Source organism: Pseudomonas syringae group sp. J248-6 (assembly GCF_032586995.1).
Lineage (GTDB): Bacteria > Pseudomonadota > Gammaproteobacteria > Pseudomonadales > Pseudomonadaceae > Aquipseudomonas > Aquipseudomonas amygdali.
Map to the genome: position 1 here is coordinate 212,417 of NZ_JAWHOP010000007.1, position 19,192 is coordinate 231,608.

Consider the following 19,192-nt stretch of genomic DNA (forward strand, 5'->3'; position numbering starts at 1 on the left):
GTATGCACATTGAAGAACCCGCCGAGTTGGGCGAGTTGTTCAGTGCCAAGCCTGATACCCGTCGCCAGCCCGGGTTCGGGACTTCCTTGCTGATCATTCTTCTGTCGGTGATTCTGATGGTCCGCGAATACTTCGGCCTGCAACTCAAGCAAACCCTTTGGTTAGGGGCGGTGTTGCAGACGATTGTTTCGGTAGTGGGGCTGATAGGTACGCTGTTGTTGTGGCATTGGCTGGTGTGAAACGGGATTGGCGCAGACAGGTCTCTCGTTTGCGCCACATCTGGTAAACAAGGTGTGATCTGTCTCGTGTCGAAAAGCATTTTTTCGGGCTACTATGAAGTCGTTCACGCTCACCTAAGCACAAGGACCAGGAGGATTCATGCCTAAAGCCGTCAACAAAGCATTGTCTGAAGAGGCCACTCAAGAGCTTGAAGCTCAGATCCCGGCTCAGGCTTCTCTTGCGACACGGATGGCTTATGAAAAAGCCAAGGCAGCTGGTCGTACCGTTGTGCTTTCCAAGGGCGGATTTATCGTTGCCGAACGAGCAGACGGTACCGAGCAAATTGTTTGTGCTTCCAAACCCCGTCGCAGCGTGAAGGCTGGAGTTTGCTTCAAAATCGGCTCTGGGGCGTCCGCCAGTGCCGGTTCCTAGACTCCGTGTATTTGCAGGGCCAAACGGCTCTGGCAAAAGCACCATTAAGCGTCTTCTTGATCCTGATTTAATCTATATATACGTTAATGCTGACGACCTGGAACGTGAGGCGGGAGAGAACGGTTTCATAGACCTCTCGCCTTTCTCCGTGAGCCTCGATCAGCAAGCGTTTCAAGACTTTTTTACTTCTCATCCGTTGATCGTCAGAGAACAGCTGGGGGCTTAGGCTGAGCATTTCACTGTTGTCGGTCAATCCCTGATGATCGACTCGATCCAGATAAATTCGTACCACTCATCGGTCGTCGCTGATTTCATCCGGCATCAATTGCTTGAACAAGCCGCCAGCTTCACTTTTGAAACGGTTATGTCAGACCGCTCCAAGTTTGATTTCATCAAGAAAGCCAGGTCGTTGGGATACCGCACATACTTGTATTTCGTTTCAACCGAGGCCCCGGAAATCAATATCAACCGGGTTGCCATTCGTGTTGGCGAAGGAGGGCACGACGTTAAGCCAGACACGATACGTGCTCGTTATCATAGGTGCCTGGCACTGCTTCCTGAGGCCATTCAAGCGTCAAGTCGAGCGTACTTGTTTGACAACTCCGGGGCGGAGGCAGAACTTGAAGTTGAAATCACCGACGCCTTGGCAGTGGAGTACAAATTCGATGATGTGACCGAATGGTGCAGCTCGGCAATTGATGCACTTGACCGGCTTGTCACTCATAGCTGACAGACACTGCAGACCGCAACAGACCTCATGGCCTCCTCCAGAGCTTCCGACATTCACGTCCTCGGCACATTCCTGCCTGACACCGAGCGACCAGGCCCGGCTACGCACTGCAGGTTCGCTGGTTTTCAGATAATTAACGACCTGTCGATGGTTAGGCAGTGGCGTCAGGCAGGTGATATCCAGCGCAATGTTGTTCATGTTTTACGCCCGGACAGTTCTAGATGGCCGTCGCAACTCAACAGCGCCTGTAATCTTTCCTGGCCGACGTCGACCGGAACTATCCACCAGTGGGTACGATTGTCGTAACGGGCGCCGTCAGGAATGGTCACGGCTTTACCGGCTTTTGGTGGATGTTTGTCAAAATACGCGTTGATGGATTCAGCAAAAAAATTCGCATCTTTGTCAGGGCAGTGCATTTCGTCGCCATCACCACTTTGCGCCAGCCATGCAACCGAGAGGATCAACAGCACCAACAGTACGGCTCGTGTCATTGTGGGCTTCCATTTCCGGAAAGTGCTGAGGATAGCTTTAATAGCTGAACAACGACGAGCACGCTGTTTTCCTCTAAAAGGCGTTTTGTCCAACTCACGTATCGCAAGCCTGCCACCGGTGTACCATGTCTGACTTTTTCGCACCTGAGGATGCGGCTGCCATGCGTGAGTTTCTAGAGGTTTTTCGTAATCGCGCACTGGACGTCATGTCATCCGCTTTGCCCGCCCAACCGCTTCTTGAAGATTTTGCCATTGCGCTGCAAATCAGATTGCCGGGTGCCGTCGTCGGCATCAATGTGCTGGATAAGGCCGGCAGAACATTTCGTCAGTCTATTTTCCCGAACCTGCCGTCCGATTTTTCTCAAGCTCTGGTGGGTAACATCATCACCGGCAAGCGCGGCTCATGTGGACTAGGCATATTGACCGGGAAAACCATCGACGTTCCGGACGTGGCAAACGACCCGCGCTTTTCGCAAGAGTGGAAAGCGCTCTTCTCCCGACATGATCTGCACGCGATGATTTCGATTCCGGCACTGAGCGCTGATAACAACGCCCAGGGAAGTATTGCAATCATCCACCCGTCGGGCATGTCGCTGACTGTTGAACAGCGCGAGTTTCTGCAATTGGCATCATCGTTATGCGCGCGTATCTGTGCGTATAGCAGGTCGCAGGAATCCAACGCGCTTATTCTGGGCGAGCTTGAGCACCGTATTCGAAATCTGTTTCTGACGATTGGCGGTGTTGCCAATCTGACCTTGAAACGATACCCCGACGTAAGGCAGTTTCGGGCGGTGTTTAGCGAGCGGCTGGTAATGATGCATCGCGCGCACTCGCTGGCACTGAGCACGTGCGAAATCGAAATGGCTGCCTTACTGCAGGAAATGCTCGCGCCTTATCAAAAAGACTGTGCTATCAGTTTTTCCGGCCCTGATGTTTTGCTGACCCAGGAGGCCGCATCGGCGCTGGCACTGGTGATACATGAGCTGTGTACCAACGCCACCAAGTACGGCTCGCTGTCTCGGGAAGCGGGAGAACTGAATGTGCAGTGGGGGATTGTTGCGCAGGGCAGTGATGATCTCGAGCCTGTTTTCAGGCTGGTCTGGGCGGAGAGCGGCGGCCCGCAAGTCGATCAGCCGAGCCGCAAGGGTTATGGCACGGCGATGATCAAGGGCAGCCTGGGTAATGCTTTTGATGGTTCGGCAACGTTCTTCTACGAACCGGTCGGGCTGAGGTGCGAGATATCCGCACCGTTCACCGGCAAACTCGGCAGAAGCAGCTGATAACCGTCAACGCTTCATGCCTCATGCCTCATGCCGCCGTCGCGCATCACTGAGCATCGATATCGTCAGTTTGCGCACTTCGAGTTTGCTGATTTCCACATGAGAGCGCAGTAACAACAGCGCTTCGTCCCGTTTGCGTGCCTGCAATGCATTGAGGATCGCGGCGTGCTCCAGGTAGGTATGTTCGATGCGGGCGCTTTTGAAGAAGTCCAGTCTGCGCACGATGCGAATGCGCTCGGTCACTTCCTGATGAACACGGGCCATTTCCAGATTGCCCGAGGCGGCCACCAGTTGGGTGTGAAACTGTTCGTCGAGGTCTGCGACGACCTGCATGTCGATCTGCCAGTGGCTGCGATCAATCAGCCAGTGCTGACGCAGCACATTGAGTTCCGGATGCACGTCGTGGGATGCACAGATACGCTCGACCGCAGCACATTCAAGCACGATGCGCAGATCGTACAGCTGGTCGATCTGGTCGAAATCCAGCGGCTTGACTGACCAGCCCCGTCGAAACTCGACGTCCAGATAACCCTCGCGCTGCAGCCGGTACAACGCGTCACGCACCGGCGTGCGTGACACCTGATAACGGTCTGCCAGTTGCGTTTCGGTGAAGCGGTCGTAGGGCAGCAGATAGAAGTCGAAGATCTCCTGCTTGAGCCGACGATAGACGTCTTCTGCCAGCGCGTTGGTGGTGTTGGGGGAATTCAAGGGCGTGGCTCCAGGCTGCTCAGGTCAATGCTGACATGTGCCGCAACGACTTTCCAGCCGCCGTCCAGGCGTGCCCAGGTTTGCATCTGCCGTCCCAGACGCTCAGTAACGCCATCGTGAAACTCGGTGCTGACGGTGGCGAAGTCTTCACCGAAGGTGCTCACCACGGTGCGTAATAACTTTCGACCGGGCCCGACTGGCTGACAGTGGCGTCGATAGCGCGCGATGGCGTCGGCACCGTGCAGGTTTTCCGCGACGCCATAGCGGACGGTCTGTTCGGAATTCCAGAAATACCCATCCAGTGTGGTCAGCTCGTTGGCCAGCAGGGCGCGCTCGTAATCAGTGAACGCGCTGGTCACTTCGGCGACGATGTGCGCAAGGTTGATGTCCATCAGGATGTACTCCTTGTTTGCAGGGCGTGTTGCAGATCGGCCAGTGACGCTGCACGCCCGACAATCGCGTTTTGTGCGGTGATCATGTCCAGAGTGGCCTGTTTGAAGGCCGGGAAATAGCTTTCGGTCGCATCTTCGATCAGCAGGCAGCGATAACCCCGATCACTGGCTTCGCGCATGCTGGTCTGCACGCAGACTTCGGTGGTAACGCCTGCGAAGATCAAATGAGTGATCCCGGCGTCGGTCAGCCGCTGATGCAGGTCGGTGGCGAAGAACATGCCCTTGCCCGGTTTGTCGATGACCCACTCGCAGGCGAGCGGCGTCAGGCTGTCGATAATCTGATTGCCGGGTTCGCCGCGAATCAGGATGCGGCCCATCGGGCCGAGGTCGCCGATACGCAGGCCCGGTGAACCTTGGGCCAGCTTGGCGGGCGGGCAGTCGGCAAGGTCCGCGCTGTGCGATTCACGAGTGTGTATGACCACTATGCCCTGATCACGGGCCAGCGCCAGCAGTTGTTGCACCGATGGCACGATGGCCTGCAACGGTGCGACATCGTTGCCCAGCGCGGCACCAAAGCCGCCGGGTTCGAGGAAGTCGCGCTGCATGTCGATGATCACCACAGCGGCACAGGAGGGGTCGAACGTGAAGCAGTCCGGACGCGCATTGACGCTGATCATGCCGGTTCTCCGGCAAGCTGCTCGGCACCGGCCATGTGTCGACCCAGCTCGGTTCGATCAGCGGCGGCTGCGCTGGTTTCAAAAACCAGTTCGCCGTCATGAATGACCACGATGCGGTCTGCCAGGCTCAGCAGTTCGTCGAGATCTTCACTGAGCAGCAGGACTGCTGTGCCGCTGTTGCGCGCGTCGATCAGGCGCTGGTGGATAAGCGCGACACTGGCGAAGTCCAGGCCGAATACCGGATTGGCGACGATCAGCACCGCGACGTCATGGGTCAGTTCTCGCGCCAGTACGGCGCGCTGCACATTGCCTCCCGACAAGGTGCCGATGGGACGGTTCGGGTCGTTGGGCGAGACCTTGAACTGTTCGATCAATGTGCGCGCCTGTGCGCCTATTGCACGACGATCAAGACGCCAGCCCTGACGGCACAGCGGCGGCTGGTCGAAGTTGCGCAGGGCCAGATTGTCGGCCACGCTGAAGCTGCCGATACAGGCGTTGCGCAAGGGCTCTTCGGGCAGGCTGAACACGCGCAGACGCTGCATCTGTTCACGCTGCGCATGGTAAGGCTGGCCATCGACCGATATCTGTCCGGCACTGAAGGGTCGCTGGCCGAGCAGAGCTTCGGTGAGTTCGCGCTGGCCGTTACCGGAAATGCCCGCAACCCCGACGATCTCTCCCGGCTGCACTGCCAGAGAAAGGTTTTTCACCGCCAGCGTGCCTTTGTCACCGGGTACATCCAGCCCTTCTACCTGCAACTGGGGCGTACGGGTTGCCATGACCGGCCGATCGTTGCTCACGCTACGCACTTGCGCTTCGCCCATCATCCAGGCAGCCATCTGCTGCGTGGTTGTTTCGGCCACTGTCGCTGTGCCTACCCAGCGGCCCTTGCGCAGCACGGTGACGTCATCGGCATAGGTGCTGACTTCGCGAAACTTGTGGGTGATCATCAGCACGGTGAGTTCACCGCGATGCGCCATCGACTGCATCAGCCCCAGCACTTCATCGGCCTCTTGCGGCGTGAGTACCGAGGTCGGTTCATCGAGAATGATCAGCCGACGTTGCAGATACAGCTGCTTGAGGATTTCCAGTTTCTGTTTTTCACCTGCGGCCAGACTGCTGACCGGACGATGGATATCCAGACGAAAAGGCATCTTTGCCATGAACGCTTCCAGGCGCTCGTACTCGCTGGCCCAGTTGATACGCCACGGCAGATCACCGCGTGACAGCACCAGGTTTTCAGCCACGCTCAGGCCCGGCGCGACGGTGAAGTGCTGATACACCATACCGATATGCAACTGATGAGAATCACGCGGGGAGCTGATCGCGTGCTCGCGGTTGTTGACCAGAATACTGCCCGATTGCAGCGGGCTGTAGCCGATGATGCCTTTGACCAGCGTGCTTTTGCCGGCCCCGTTCTCGCCGAGCAGGGCGTGGACAGTGCCGGCGCGGACCTTGAACGACACCTCGTCCAGTGCGCGAAACGTACCGAAATGCTTGCTGGCACCAATCGTCTCAAGGCTTGGGGCGTGCATGTTTATGCTCCAAACAGGTCGCGAAACATTGAGGAATGTCCCACTGCGCCGAACACACCACCCTGCATTTTGACCATGCTCAGGGCCGCCGCATGGTTGCCGGGATCGGTCGCGCCGCAGCAGTCTTCCAGCAGCACGCACTCGAAGCCGCGGTCATTGGCTTCGCGCATAGTGGTGTGCACGCAGACATCGGTGGTGATGCCGGTCAGGATCAGGTTGTCGATGCCGCGTGTGCGCAGGATCAGTTCCAGATCGGTGGCGCAGAAGGAGCCTTTGCCGGGTTTGTCGATAATGATTTCGCCAGGCAATGGTGCCAGTTCGTCGATGATTTCCCAGCCCGGTTCGCCACGCACCAGAATCTTGCCGCACGGGCCAGGGTCACCGATCCCGGCGCCGATGCGTTGCGAGCGCCAGCGTTTGTTGGCAGGCAAGTCGCTAAGGTCCGGGCGATGGCCTTCGCGGGTATGGATGATGGTGAAGCCCAGCGGGCGCATCATCGCCAGCAGTGCCTTGATCGGCTCGATGGGCGCACGGGTCAGCGACAGGTCGTAACCCATGCTGTCCACGTAGCCGCCGACGCCACAGAAGTCGGTCTGCATGTCGATCACGATCAGTGCTGTGTTGTGCGCATGCAATTGCCCGTTCCAAGGCCAAGGGTAGGGCGCCGATGCAATATGACGTTCACTCATGGCGTTAATCCTTCCAGCTGCTGGGGGTGGGTTTGAATTCGCGCTCAGGCGCAGTAAAGCCGCAGGCGCTACCGTCGGTATGCACGACATCGTCTTCCCAGGGCAGACGGTATTGGCCTGCGGTCAGATCATGCATGTAGGTGTAAGGACAGTCGCGCGCGCCACCCTTGACCGCCACGTAACCGCGATGGCCGAATTGATAGATGTTGTTCTCCACGGCCCAGTGCACACGGGCCTCGCGGACCAGGTCCGGGCGCAGTTCGCAGCAGACGATTTCGTCGGCCCGACCACCGCCTTCAGCCATGATCGTGCCGTCGAAGTCGACGAACATGGCCTCGCCCATGGAGTCGAACGTGCCGTCGGAGCCACACATGCAGACGCTCGCGGTTTGCATCAGGTTAGTGAAAGCGTTGCTCTGGTTGGTGATCTTCCACGAGTGACGGATCGGTGCGGTATAACCCGCGGTGCGCAGCATGATGTCGGCACCCTTGTAGGCGCACTCGCGGGCCATTTCCGGGAACATGCCGTCATGGCAGATGATCAGCGCCAGCTTGCTGCCACGCGGCCCGTCGCAGACCGGAATACCCAGATCGCCAGGCTCCCAGGGCTCGACTGGCACCCACGGATGGAGCTTGCGGTAATACAGGCGAATCTCGCCGAGGTCATCAACGATCAGGCCGCTGTTGAACGGGTTGCCGTGCGGGTTGGCTTCCATGATCGAGAAGCAGCCCCATATCCGGTGCGTCTTGCACGCCTCGCGCAACGCCATTACTTCCGGCCCGTCGAGGCTGCACATGATCTCTGGCGCGGTGCTCATCGACAGGCCATGCAAGGAGTACTCGGGAAACACGATCAGGTCCATGCCCGGATTGCTGCGTCGCGCCTTGGCCACCATGCTGACCACTTTCTGCGTTTGTGCCCACAACGCCTCGCGGGTATGCGGATCAGGCAACGCCAGTTGCGCCAGGCCGATCACCACGCCCTTGGGCGACTTGTTCAAACCACCAAGACCACTGGCCATGCAATGTCTCCTCGAAAAGATCAGTTCATCGCGTCAGGCTGAGTTCGCCCGGCGCGCCATTCAGAGTGCGACCACGGCGGCAGGTGGCGTACATCACCACCAGCGTCAGCGCATAAGGTGCTGCGGCAAACAGGTAGTAGCCGGTGCTGATACCGACCGCTTGCAGGGCCGGGCCGATGGCACCGGCAGCGCCGAACAGCAACGACGCCCACAGGCACGCCAACGGGCGCCAACGGGCAAATATCACCAGCGCGACGGCCATCAATCCTTGCCCGCTGGACAGCCCTTCATTCCAGCTGCCGGGGTAGTAAAGCGACAGGTAAGCGCCGCCGATTCCGGCCAATCCGCCGCCGACCGCTGTCGCCAGAATGCGCACCTTGAGCGGGCGATAGCCCAGCGCCTGAGCGGTTTCAGCGTGGTCGCCGACCAGACGCAGCATCAGCCCCCAGCGTGTGGTGCGCAGCCCCCAGTGCAGTACGAACGCCAGTGCTGCACCGACGAAGAACAGCACGTTGATATTCAGCGCCGAACGCACGCGTTCTTCGTCGCTCCAGGCACCCAGTGCCAGTGACGGCAGCATGGGGGCTTGCGGCTGGATAAACGCTTTGCCAAGAAAAAACGCCAGCCCGGTGCCGAGCAGAATCAGCGCGATGCCGAACGCGATATCGTTGACCCGAGGTAACGAGCAGGCCAGGCCGTGCAGCAGGCCCAACAGAATGCCAACCCCGGCGGCAGCGCCAACGCCCAGCCATGCCGAGCCGCTCAGGCACGCCACGGCGTATCCGGACATCGCGCCGGCAACCAGGATGCCTTCCAGCCCCAGGTTGATCCGGCCGCTTTTCTCGGTCAGGCATTCGCCCAGGCTGACGAACAGAAAAGGCGTACCGACGCGGATCGCGCCAGCCAGCAATGCCAGCAGAAAGGTGCTCAGGTCGATATCAGCCATGTTGCAGTGCTCCCTTGTCGACCGACGCAGGCGACGCCGTCAGCCTGATCTTCCAGGCGGCGATACGCCCACCCAGGGCTTCCCAGAGCAGCAGATTGGTGAATAGCAGCCCTTCAAGAATCAGCGTGGTGGCGTCTGGCAGGCCAAGCCGTCGTTGCAGCAGCCCACCACTTGCTTCCAGTCCACCCAGCAAAATGGCGCAAACGATAATGGCCAGTGGATGATGGCGTGCGGCGAAGGCGACCAGAATGCCGCTGGTGCCGTAGCCGGCAATCAGTGCGGCGTTGGCGCTGCCTTGCACAGCAGTGACTTCGAACATTCCGGCCAGACCCGCTGCCGCGCCGCCCAGCAGGCAACTGAGCAGGATCAAACGGTCCACCGGCAAGCCGATCATCAACGCCGTGCGTACGTTGCCGCCGACCACGGCGAGGGCAAAACCCTTGATGCTGTGGCGCACCAGTACATAGGCCAGCAGACAGGCGACCACGCCCGCCACCAGACCCCAATGCACTTCGAAACCGTCACTGATGGTGCCGATCATATAGGCATCGTCCAGCGGCAGCGTCGAAGGCTTGTTCAGGCTTGCCGGATCGCGTAACGGCCCTTCTACCAACTGCCGGAACAGTGCCAGAGCGATGTAGGAAAGCAGCAGGCTGCTGATCGTTTCGTTGACTCCGCGACGCTGGCGCATCCAGCCACTCAAACCGATCCACAACGCGCCCACGCTCATCGCCGCCAGGGCCATGCAGACGAGCATCACCCCGGCTGACAAATTGCCGAGCCACAAGGGTGTCACTGCCGCTGCCAGACCGCCCAGTACCAGCGCGCCCTCGCCGCCGATAATGATCAGCCCGGCCCGAGCGGGCAGGGCGACGCACAATGCGGTCAGCATAAGAGGCGCAGCGCGTTGCAGGGTGTTTTCCAAAGCGAACCACGAGCCGAACGCGCCTTCACCGACCAGTTGCAGGGCTTGCCAGGCAGGCTTGCCCTGAACCGCCAGAAACAGCCCGAACAGCACGCACGAGGAAAACACCGCCAACACCGTAGGCAGCCCCGGCAGCAGCGCGCTGGCCAGGCGGCGCAGACTAATGGATAGGCTCATGAACATTCCTCAGAGCTGGCCAAGTACACCTTCGACCAGGTAATTCATGCTCTCCAGGGCGATGTCGGTCTGGCCTTGTGAAACACCATCGGCAATAACCACCGCGCCTTTGTTGTCCTTGAGCGGGCCTTTGAAGATCACGAACTGCCCGGCCATCATTTGCGCCTTGATGGCATCCGCTTGCTGTTTGGCGTCGGCAGTCACCGATGGTCCATAGGCGGAAGTCTTGACGAAGCCTTCCTTGAGCCCGCCGCGCAGGAAGTTGATCATCGGCGCGCCGCTCTGGGCTGCCGCTACATGGGCGCGATAAGGCGTTTCCCAATTCCATTCGGCACCGGTCAGGTAACCTTTGGGTGCCAGCGCGGCCTGGCTGGCGTGGTAGCCACAGGTCATGACACCGCGCTTTTCAGCCGTCTCGACGATCACCTTGGGGCCGTCGACATGACAGGTAAGTACGTCACAGCCCTGGTCGATCAGGCCATTGGCGGCTTCTGCTTCCTTGACCGGCAACGACCAGTCACCGGTAAAGATCACCGTGGTCACGATGCTCGGGTCTACCGAGCGTGCGCCCATGGCAAAGGCATTCAGGTTGCGCAGTACCTGAGGCACAGGCTTGGCGGCCACGAAACCGAGTTTTTTGCTCTTGCTCATGTGCCCGGCTATCACGCCGTTCAGGTATTGCGCTTCGTCGATGTAACCGAAAAAGCTGCCCGCGTTGATCGGGTCCTTACCTTTCTGCCAGAGGCCGCCGCAATGCGCGAAACGCACGTCTGGGTACTTTTTCGCGACCTTGACCACATGCGGCTCAAAGTAGCCGAATGAGGTCGGAAAAATCAGTGTTGCACCGTCCTGACGGATCATGGCTTCCATGGTCTTCTGCACGGCCACGGTTTCCGGAACGTTTTCCTCTTCGATCACTTTGACGTTGGGCAGCGTCTTGATGATGGCTGCCGCCTGGGCGTGGGCCTGGTTGTAGCCAAAGTCGTCGCGAGCGCCGACGTAGATGAAACCCACCACCAGCGGCGCGTCGGCTGAGTAGGCACGACCAAACGGCAGTGCTGCGCTCAGGCCGATAATGCCCGCCAACTTGATGAAACTGCGACGATCAACGTTCGACATGCGTGCTACCCCTGATCAATGAGCGATGGAAGATGTATGTGCGGCGCGGTAGGCGCGCCAGCCTTTGAAATCGGTGATGTCCAGCGCGCCCTCAAGGCCTGCTGGCTCACAGATGAAACCCTTGACCCACTGGCCGTCGGCCAATTGCAGAGAACCGATGCCCAATGGCGCGGGAATCGCGGCGACAAACGCCCCGAACAGGCTCAGCGGCATTTCCCAGACCTCGACTTCGATGCGCTCGCCCTGTTCAGGCACACGCACCAGGCCCGGCTTCGGTGGCGAAGTCCCGGCCAGTGCATACAACCGGTAATCTGCGCTGGTGGTTGTGGTACGCAGCAGACGGGCGCTGCCTTCGAGCAATTGCCAGTTGAGTGGCTGGCCGACGAGGTGCGCGCCGACAACCGCGACCTGCACGACAGGGCTGTTGCGGGGCAAGGGTGCCATCGCAACGGCTTCGCTCTGGTCTGTCTGACCGAAGAGCGGCTGCCAGGCTGCGGCTATTTCTGCCAGGCGTTGGTCGGCACCGGCGGGGCCGATCAGCGTGATGCCCGCAGGCAAACCGTCGGCACGGCGCTCTGCCGGGACGGCGAGGGCGCACATGTTCATCAGGTTGACGAAGTTGGTGTAATAGCCGAGCTGTGAATTGAGCTCGACCGGGTTAGCAAGCACTGCATCAATGGTCGGCATGCAGGGCGCCGTCGGGACCACCAGCACATCGACCCCGGCCAGCAATTGCTGGGCTGTTCGCGTCAGTTCTGCCAGCCGATAGCGGGCATTGAACGTGTCCACGGCATCAAACGAAGCGGCGCTTTGCAGGATGCCGCGCACCACTTGATGAATATCGTCAGCATGGGTGGTGAAGAATCTGCCTACCGCTGCCCGCCGCTCGGCCACCCATGGGCCTTGGTACAGCAGGGCCGCGGCCTCGGCGAAGACATCGAAGTCGATGGGTTCGACAGTCACCAGCGGGTCGCTTTGCAGGGCTTCCAGGGTTTTCAGGTAAGCCGTTTGCGCCTGAGCATCACCGAAGAACTCGCAGTGCCGTGGCACCGCGACACGCCGAGCCCTGCGTTGCACCGCCAATGCCTGAACGGCCACACTGGCCGGGTCGAGCGGGTCGTAAGCTGCGATGACCTGCGCCACTTGCCAGGCTTGCAGCACATCCCCGGCAAATATCGACGGGCAGTCCAGCGTTCGGCAGGCGGGCACCACGCCTCGGCTGCTGAACAGGCCAAGGCTGGGCTTGAGCCCGACGATACCGTTGAACCCGGCAGGCACTCTGCCTGACCCTGCCGTGTCCGTGCCCAGTGCAAAACTCACGTAGCCACGCGCGACGGCCACCGCCGAGCCGGAGCTTGAACCGCCGCTGACGTAGGCCGGATCGTGGGCATTGCGCACGGCCCCGTAGGGCGAGCGGACACCCACCAGACCGGTGGCGAACTGATCGAGATTGGTCTTGCCCATCAGGATCGCACCACTGTCGAGCAGTAACTGTACGACGTGAGCATTTTTCTCGGGCGTGTAGGCGAAAGCCGGGCACGCAGCCGTGGTCGGCATTCCGGCCACGTCAAAATTGTCCTTGACCGCAAATGGCACGCCGAACAGCGGCAGTTGCTCATACACCGAATCGCCCGCTTCTGCGGCAATACTTTCCAGCGTCTTCGCCCTTTCAAGAAGCTGCGTCACGGGCACGCGATGAATCCAGACTTCCGCCCGGTCATCCGCATCAATGTGCGCTGTCAGGGTTTGCACAAGTGCCGTCAGGGTTGTTTGACCTGAACGTAACGCCGACTGAAGTTGGGAAATGTCGAGTGCGGTCATAGTGGTGTTCATTCATGTATACAAGATGAACTGGCACGTTTGCACGTTATGGGCCAAGGTTGAACGAAGGCGGATTGAAAGGGGGTTGGGGGCTATTAGCGAGGTTTTTCGACGCCGTCATGCGTCATCTTTGCGCTTGGACGCGGCAATGTGCACAACGATGGATCACGGCATATTCATTGTGCAGGCAGTAGTCACGTCAGCCGGATAACCGGTTTATCGGTATCCGCTGACGTTATGCGTTTGCCTCAACTCTGGCAGAACCTGATGCGGTTGCCGAACGGATCGCAGACTTCAAGTACCTGGCCCCAGCCCTGCTGAACAATGCCTGGTCGTGCATAACCGTACTGTTTGCCAATCAGCTCATCGCGCAATTGTTCGATGTTCTGAGTGGGAATAAACACCGCAGCCCCCGGACAGGCGTCGCCGTGATGTTCAGACAGGTGCAAATGCAGGCCATTGCGGCTGATCCCCAGATACAAAGGTAGATCGGCCTCGAAACGATGCTCGAATTCGACGCTGAAACCGAGAAAGTCGAGGTAGAACTCACGCGCTTTGCGTTCGTCGAACATCCGCAGGATCGGGATGGCACTGTCGAACATAACAGTGGCTTGCTCGGTCGTGGACATGGCTATTCCTTTATTGAAAACGATCGATTGTGTGATGTTTGCAGGCGATACATGTTTGCTGACCCGGACTTGCCATCCAGAGCCTCAGCCTGATGCGGTCAGGCCGCAGGTTTGACCGTGAATGAGACGAAGGGCTTTATCTCCTTCAAGACGAACATGCTCTGCATCTCTTTAATCCCGGGCAGCCTTCTGATGGCGAAGTCGGCAAACGAATCCAGGTCGCGGGCCACCACCTGAAGCAGAAAGTCGGCATCTCCGCCGATGCTGTAGCACGCCACGACATTATCCAGTTGCATGACTTCCTGCTCGAATTTTCTTGCCTCGGCTTCACTGTGAGAATCGATGCTGACTCGAATGAACACCATGACACCCAGCCCGATCTTGCGACGGTCCAGTACCGCTCTGTAACCCAGCACATAGCGATGCTCTTCAAGTTGTTTGACCCGTCGCCAGAAGGGCGAGGCAGACATGCCGATCTGATCGGCCAGGGTCTGATTGGTGATCCATCAATGCGCTGTTTCAGGTCGTGCGTTGGGGAGCGGCGATTTATCTGTGCTACCTGGCCTGGCAATTCTGGTTCGCCGACCATCAGGCCATAGAGGTGGGTAGACCGACGAAGAAAAAAGAGCTGCTATCTGCGGCTGCATCCGGATTGACCATCACGTTGGGCAATCCCAAGACCATTGCTTTTTATCTGGCGCTTTTACCGTTGGTCATCAAGCTGGAAACGGTCTCGTTGCAGACCTGGGGGCTGGTTCTGGTGCCGTTGACTGTATTTGTGCTGCTGGGGGTAGGGGCAGTGTTCATATTTGCTGCATTGCGCATTCGACATTTACTGTCGAGCGAGCGTGCGCAAAGGAAACTGTTTCGCGGTGCGGCGGCAATCATGGTAGCGGCGGCAGCTTCGATGCTGGTGCGCTGATCTGCCTGGAGGGTAGATGAGGCCGTTGATGGCCTCATCCGGTCGGCCGTTACAGCTCTTTCTTCAAATGCTTTTCAATCTGCTCAAGCGATTTGCCTTTGGTTTCCGGAAGGCACAGGAAGACAAATATCAACGAGCCGACGTTGATGGCCGCAAAGATGAAGAACGTCGGGTTGCCGATGGTATCGACTGCAATCGGGAAGGTGAATGCCACCGATGCGTTGAACAGCCATTGCATCGATACCGCTGTGCCGGTCAGCAATCCTCTCACCTGCATTGGAAACAATTCCGACATCAGCAGCCAGTAGACCGGCGAGATGCACATCTGCATGAACAGCAGGAATACCAGAATGCAGGCGAGGGCGGTGTAGCTCTGGGTCAGGTTCTGCGGCATGAATTGCAACACGCAACCCAGCGCTGCCTGCATCAGGATGACCATCACCAGCCCGGTCATCAACAAGTGCCGACGGCCGTAACGGCCAATCGCCCAAATGCCGAGCAGGGTCGCGATAACCGATACCACGCCGTTGCCGATGGTGGCGGTCAGCGCAGCGTTGGTGCCCATGCCGGTATTCTTGAGAATGATCGGCGTGTAATACATAAAGGCGTTAACGCCTGTGAGCTGTGCGGTAAAGCCCAGACCAATGCCGATCAGCAACAACTTGATCACCCAGCCCTGACGCAGTAACTCCCTGGCTTTCGGGCGGTGACGAGCCTCCTCGTCCTGCGCTTTCATCTCGTCCACTTCGCGCTGCGCATCCTGCTTGTTGGTGCGCAGTTGCTCCAGTACATCCTGCGCTTCATCGAAGCGGCCTTTGGACGCCAGCCAGCGCGGCGACGGCGGTACGAAGAACGTACCGACCAGCAGCAACACGCCCGGCACCATGGCGATGGCCAGCATGTAACGCCAGATGCCAGGTGTGTGCAGCAGAGCGGCCATGACCGCGCTCAGAACGTAGGCGAGCAACTGGCCGCTGACGATCATCAGTTCGTTACGGCTGACCAGTCGCGCACGACGCGACGGTCCGGCGATTTCGGCAATGAACACCGGCACCGTAGCCGAGCCGCCACCCACTGCGATACCCAGCAGGAAGCGCGCGGCGACCATGAACGGAATGGAAGGCGCGATGGCCGTGCCCAGTGCGCCAGCAATGAACAGCACCGACAGCAGACGCAAGGTCAGACGGCGTCCGAAACGGTCGGAGATGTAGCCGCTGGCAAGCGAGCCAAACGCAGCGCCGACGATCAGTGAGGCGGTGATCATCCCTTCGCTGTAGGCATCCAGGCCCAGCCCGCCCTGATCGGTGGGGAGCGTCATGAAAGGCAATGCACCGGCGATGATGCCGGTGTCATAGCCGAACGCCAGCGCACCCATGGTGGCCACGAGTACGGAGATAAAGATGAGTCGATTCGGTGAAGCGCTTTGCCGACCTTGCGGATCGGCCGCTGCTGAGGTGCTACTTGAAGACATGAATCTGAAGTCCTTCGCTTGAAACCAGCGTCGCGCCAGTACGTAGATGTCAGGCTTAGGGCGATGTGTTGCGCGCTAGTTCCCTACAAACCCGGTCGGGATTGAATTCTTGAAGATGCTCTGCGTGCGAGGATGGCTGAAACGATTAACTGGATCTGGTCATAATGACCAAAATTTTCCGGATATTAGTCAATAAGACTCAGTCTTTTTGACTTTTAAATTTGCTATTCATTGATTTTAAATGGGTTTTTATCTGGCACGTGCGTTGCTCTGGTTCCACCAACGAAACTGTACACTCTGGAGTGGATCATGCTCAGCACTGCCCATCGCGACATCATCAAAGCCACCGTACCGATCCTTGAAACAGGCGGCGAGGCACTGACCACTCATTTCTATCGCATCATGCTCGATGAATATCCTCAGGTTCGTCCGCTGTTCAATCAGGCCAACCAGGCAAATGGCGCACAGCCACGGGCGCTGGCCAATGCGGTGTTGATGTACGCGCGCAATATTGATCGCCTCGAAAACCTCGGGCCGTTGGCGGCGCAGATCGTCAACAAACATGTCGCGCTGCAGATACTGCCAGAGCATTATCCGATTGTTGGTGCCTGCCTGCTGCGCGCCATTCGCGAGGTGCTGGGCGCTGAGGTCGCAACGGACGCAGTGATCGATGCCTGGGCTGCGGCGTATCAGCAACTGGCTGACATGCTGATCAATGCCGAGCGCGATGTATATGAAAGCATCGCCGCAGCACCAGGTGGCTGGCGTGGCGGACGGCTGTTCAAGGTTGTTCGCAAGGTGCCGGAAAGCAGCGAGATCATGTCGTTCTACCTGCAGCCTGTTGATGGTAAACCGGTCATCGCGCACAAGCCCGGTCAGTACATCGGTATCCGGTTGAACAGCGAAGGCGGAGAAATTCGTAGAAATTACTCGCTCTCTGCGCCTGCCAACGGTGTGAGCTATCGCATCAGCGTCAAGCGAGAGCAGGGCGGCGTTGCGTCCTGTTACCTGCACGATCAGGTCGCAGTGGACGACACCGTAGAATTGTTCCCGCCCTCTGGCGAGTTCGTGCTTGTCGAAGGCAGCAAACCGCTGGTACTGATCAGCGGCGGTGTCGGCATCACCCCGACGCTGGCCATGGCGGAAGCTGCGTTGCAGGCAGGTCACCGACACGTCGTGTTTATCCACTACGCTCGTAATACCAGCGTGCAAGCGTTCCAGGCGGTCATTGATGACTGGCGCGAGCGATATGCGCAGTTTGCGGCGCACGTGGTCTACAGCGAGGTTACGGCCGGTGACGCACCGGCAAATACTGTGACTGGGCTTGCTTCGGTTGAGCATCTGCAGCAATGGCTGCCGGCGAACAGGGACGTCGAGGCCTATTTTCTTGGTCCGAAGCCGTTCATGGCGTTCATGAAGCGCGCGCTGCACGAGCTGGGTATTCCGGACGGGCAAAGCCATTATGAGTTTTTTGGCCCGGCTGAGGCGTTGGTCTGAGCGCATTTCAGATGCGCAGAACTGCATGTATTTTGACGCATGCCCTTAAAAAGGCTGCTTCGAATATTTTTGAACAGGAGGGCACGCCATGAATCTGACCGAGCGATATCGAGCTTATATTGCCTGTCTCAACGAACGCCGCTGGCAGGATCTGGGCGATTTCGTCGACGACGACGTGCAATACAACGGCGAGCGGATCAGCGTGGCCGGCTACCGGACGATGCTGGAAAACGACGTCAGCATTATTCCTGACCTGCGTTTCAACATCGACCTGCTGGTGGTTGAGGCGTCACAGGTGGCTGCCCGCCTGATATTCAACTGCTCGCCGCAGGGTCGATTTCTGGGGCTGGACGCGCATGGCCAGCGCATTACCTTTTCTGAAAACGTGTTTTACACATTCAGCGCCGGCAAAATTGTCAGCGTCTGGTCGGTCATTGATAAAGCCGCAGTGGAGCGAGAACTTCGTGGTGAGCCAGCGGCCGCCTCCAGTGACAGAAACGCCTGAGATTTTCATCGGTGTGCAGCTCATCAACGCAGCTTTTCCGGCACGCTCGTCGAAGTAACAGCATTTCAGGGCACTCCCCGGTGGCAGCGCAGTCTTTTCTAGACACTATCACCCGGCGGAGCCCGACATGATCACTGTCCACCACCTGAACAACTCACGCTCGCAGCGTATTCTGTGGCTGCTTGAAGAGCTCGACCTGCCCTACGAGATCAAGAGTTATCAGCGCGACCCGAAAAGCAACCTTGCACCGCCTGAACTCAAGGCTGTGCACCCGCTGGGCAAATCACCGGTTATTCAAGACGGCCCGCATGTCGTCATCGAGTCCGGTGCCATTGTCGACTACCTGATTCGCCGTCATGGCGATGGCCGACTGCAACCGGACCCTGCCAGCGCTACCTACGATGAGTACGTGCAATGGCTGCACTTCGCGGAAGGCTCGGCCATTCTCCCGCTGATGCTCAACCTGTATGTCGGACGTCTGGGGGATGCGGGTGCGCCGCTGCATCCGCGTATCCAGTCGGAGCTTGCCAATTATCTGGGTTATCTGAACGACTCTCTGGGGTTGACGCCTTATCTATTGGGAGAAGAACTGAGTGGCGCGGATATTCAGATGAGCTTCATTGGCGAACTCGCCAAGGCTCAGGGAATGCTGCAGCCGTACCCGAACGTGACGGCGTGGGTTGAAAGACTGCAGAGCAGGCCTGCGTACCGCAAGGCTTTGGAGCAGGGCGGGGAATATTCTTTCGCCAAGTAACCGCCATGCCTGAGGCGCTTGCGCCGCGGTTCCGCACGCTCCGCCTGGGACGCTCTGCGTCGCCAAGAGGACGCAGAGCGTCCAGAAAGGCATGCGACGCGGAGCGCCGCACGATAGTTGCGATGATTGCTCCAGCATTGGGCTTTACGACTCGGAGTGTCGCACGATAGTTGAGATTATCGTTCCGCACGCTCCAGCGTGGGAATGCAGTTCTCGACGCTCTGCGTCGCCAAGAGGACGCAGAGCGTCCGGAAA

General features: G+C 58.8%; 20 protein-coding genes and 2 pseudogenes. 8 read left to right on the forward strand and 14 right to left on the reverse strand.

What is annotated here, in order from left to right; translation table 11 throughout:
- The first annotated feature begins 2 nt into the window (after window positions 1-2).
- From RYC17_RS12340 to RYC17_RS12350, 3 genes and pseudogenes are all read left to right on the forward strand, one after another.
- A complete protein-coding gene (locus tag RYC17_RS12340) occupies window positions 3-239 on the forward strand; it encodes a hypothetical protein (protein ID WP_316903252.1) in 237 nt (78 codons plus the stop codon).
- A 139-nt stretch (window positions 240-378) separates the two neighbouring features.
- Entirely contained in the window at window positions 379-651 is a 273-nt protein-coding gene (locus tag RYC17_RS12345; RefSeq protein WP_058401716.1) for a hypothetical protein, read from the forward strand.
- Window positions 638-1,381, forward strand: a pseudogene (locus tag RYC17_RS12350) (hypothetical protein). Before RYC17_RS12345 ends, RYC17_RS12350 begins: the two are co-directional and overlap by 14 nt.
- Before the next feature lie 194 nt (window positions 1,382-1,575).
- Here the strand turns inward: RYC17_RS12350 and RYC17_RS12355 are convergent.
- The gene (locus RYC17_RS12355; protein ID WP_005745865.1) at window positions 1,576-1,872 is read right to left on the reverse strand and encodes a hypothetical protein; all 297 of its coding nucleotides are present in this window, start codon (window positions 1,870-1,872) and stop codon (window positions 1,576-1,578) included.
- Window positions 1,873-2,033: 161 nt separating this feature from the next.
- Here RYC17_RS12355 and RYC17_RS12360 point away from each other — a divergent pair, with 161 nt between their 5' ends.
- Window positions 2,034-3,152, forward strand: a complete 1,119-nt coding sequence (locus RYC17_RS12360; protein ID WP_316903250.1) for an HWE histidine kinase domain-containing protein — start codon at window positions 2,034-2,036, stop codon at window positions 3,150-3,152.
- 21 nt (window positions 3,153-3,173) lie between these two features.
- Here the strand turns inward: RYC17_RS12360 and RYC17_RS12365 are convergent, their stop codons facing one another.
- The 12 genes from RYC17_RS12365 to RYC17_RS12420 form a co-directional block, all read right to left on the reverse strand.
- Window positions 3,174-3,860 carry a GntR family transcriptional regulator gene (locus RYC17_RS12365; RefSeq protein WP_058401719.1) on the reverse strand — a complete coding sequence of 229 codons (687 nt, stop codon included), beginning with the start codon at window positions 3,858-3,860 and terminating at the stop codon, window positions 3,174-3,176.
- Window positions 3,857-4,252, reverse strand: a complete 396-nt coding sequence (gene hpxZ, locus RYC17_RS12370; protein ID WP_058401720.1) for an oxalurate catabolism protein HpxZ — start codon at window positions 4,250-4,252, stop codon at window positions 3,857-3,859. The genes RYC17_RS12365 and hpxZ overlap by 4 nt, the downstream gene beginning before the upstream one ends.
- On the reverse strand, window positions 4,252-4,929 hold the full coding sequence (locus RYC17_RS12375) for a cysteine hydrolase family protein (RefSeq protein WP_058401721.1): 678 nt from the start codon (window positions 4,927-4,929) through the stop codon (window positions 4,252-4,254). The genes hpxZ and RYC17_RS12375 overlap by 1 nt, the downstream gene beginning before the upstream one ends.
- Window positions 4,926-6,461: an ABC transporter ATP-binding protein gene (locus RYC17_RS12380; RefSeq protein ID WP_316903230.1), complete on the reverse strand. Its 1,536-nt coding sequence runs from the start codon at window positions 6,459-6,461 to the stop codon at window positions 4,926-4,928. The genes RYC17_RS12375 and RYC17_RS12380 overlap by 4 nt, the downstream gene beginning before the upstream one ends.
- Window positions 6,462-6,463: 2 nt before the next feature.
- On the reverse strand, window positions 6,464-7,150 hold the full coding sequence (locus RYC17_RS12385) for an isochorismatase family cysteine hydrolase (RefSeq protein ID WP_316903231.1): 687 nt from the start codon (window positions 7,148-7,150) through the stop codon (window positions 6,464-6,466).
- A gap of 4 nt (window positions 7,151-7,154) precedes the next feature.
- Complete coding sequence (locus tag RYC17_RS12390; RefSeq protein ID WP_316903233.1) at window positions 7,155-8,171, reverse strand: formamidase; 1,017 nt, start codon at window positions 8,169-8,171, stop codon at window positions 7,155-7,157.
- A 25-nt stretch (window positions 8,172-8,196) separates the two neighbouring features.
- Window positions 8,197-9,117, reverse strand: coding sequence for an ABC transporter permease (locus RYC17_RS12395; protein WP_058408961.1), 921 nt, complete (start codon window positions 9,115-9,117; stop codon window positions 8,197-8,199).
- Window positions 9,110-10,219 carry an ABC transporter permease gene (locus tag RYC17_RS12400; RefSeq protein ID WP_122280487.1) on the reverse strand — a complete coding sequence of 370 codons (1,110 nt, stop codon included), beginning with the start codon at window positions 10,217-10,219 and terminating at the stop codon, window positions 9,110-9,112. Before RYC17_RS12400 ends, RYC17_RS12395 begins: the two co-directional genes overlap by 8 nt.
- A 9-nt stretch (window positions 10,220-10,228) precedes the next feature.
- The gene (locus RYC17_RS12405) at window positions 10,229-11,338 is read right to left on the reverse strand and encodes a BMP family ABC transporter substrate-binding protein (protein ID WP_054071374.1); all 1,110 of its coding nucleotides are present in this window, start codon (window positions 11,336-11,338) and stop codon (window positions 10,229-10,231) included.
- Window positions 11,339-11,353: 15 nt separating this feature from the next.
- Window positions 11,354-13,159 (reverse strand): allophanate hydrolase, encoded by a 1,806-nt coding sequence (atzF, locus tag RYC17_RS12410; RefSeq protein WP_316903236.1) that lies wholly within the window; start codon window positions 13,157-13,159, stop codon window positions 11,354-11,356.
- Between the two features lie 248 nt (window positions 13,160-13,407).
- On the reverse strand, window positions 13,408-13,788 hold the full coding sequence (locus tag RYC17_RS12415) for a glyoxalase superfamily protein (protein ID WP_058401728.1): 381 nt from the start codon (window positions 13,786-13,788) through the stop codon (window positions 13,408-13,410).
- 98 nt (window positions 13,789-13,886) lie between these two features.
- Window positions 13,887-14,291 (reverse strand): Lrp/AsnC family transcriptional regulator, encoded by a 405-nt coding sequence (locus RYC17_RS12420; protein WP_058401729.1) that lies wholly within the window; start codon window positions 14,289-14,291, stop codon window positions 13,887-13,889.
- Between the two features lie 5 nt (window positions 14,292-14,296).
- On the opposite strand from RYC17_RS12420, the pseudogene RYC17_RS12425 reads away from it, so the two are divergent.
- A pseudogene (locus RYC17_RS12425) lies at window positions 14,297-14,710 on the forward strand (LysE family translocator); the annotation flags it as partial.
- 49 nt (window positions 14,711-14,759) lie between these two features.
- Here RYC17_RS12425 and RYC17_RS12430 read toward each other — a convergent pair.
- Window positions 14,760-16,181 (reverse strand): sugar porter family MFS transporter, encoded by a 1,422-nt coding sequence (locus RYC17_RS12430; protein ID WP_002552378.1) that lies wholly within the window; start codon window positions 16,179-16,181, stop codon window positions 14,760-14,762.
- 309 nt (window positions 16,182-16,490) lie between these two features.
- Here RYC17_RS12430 and hmpA point away from each other — a divergent pair, with 309 nt between their 5' ends.
- From hmpA to RYC17_RS12445, 3 genes are all read left to right on the forward strand, one after another.
- Complete coding sequence (gene hmpA / locus RYC17_RS12435) at window positions 16,491-17,678, forward strand: NO-inducible flavohemoprotein (protein ID WP_316903238.1); 1,188 nt, start codon at window positions 16,491-16,493, stop codon at window positions 17,676-17,678.
- 88 nt (window positions 17,679-17,766) lie between these two features.
- Window positions 17,767-18,183, forward strand: coding sequence for an ester cyclase (locus RYC17_RS12440; RefSeq protein ID WP_316887657.1), 417 nt, complete (start codon window positions 17,767-17,769; stop codon window positions 18,181-18,183).
- Between the two features lie 127 nt (window positions 18,184-18,310).
- Window positions 18,311-18,937: a glutathione S-transferase gene (locus tag RYC17_RS12445; protein ID WP_316887656.1), complete on the forward strand. Its 627-nt coding sequence runs from the start codon at window positions 18,311-18,313 to the stop codon at window positions 18,935-18,937.
- The last annotated feature ends 255 nt before the right edge of the window (window positions 18,938-19,192 follow it).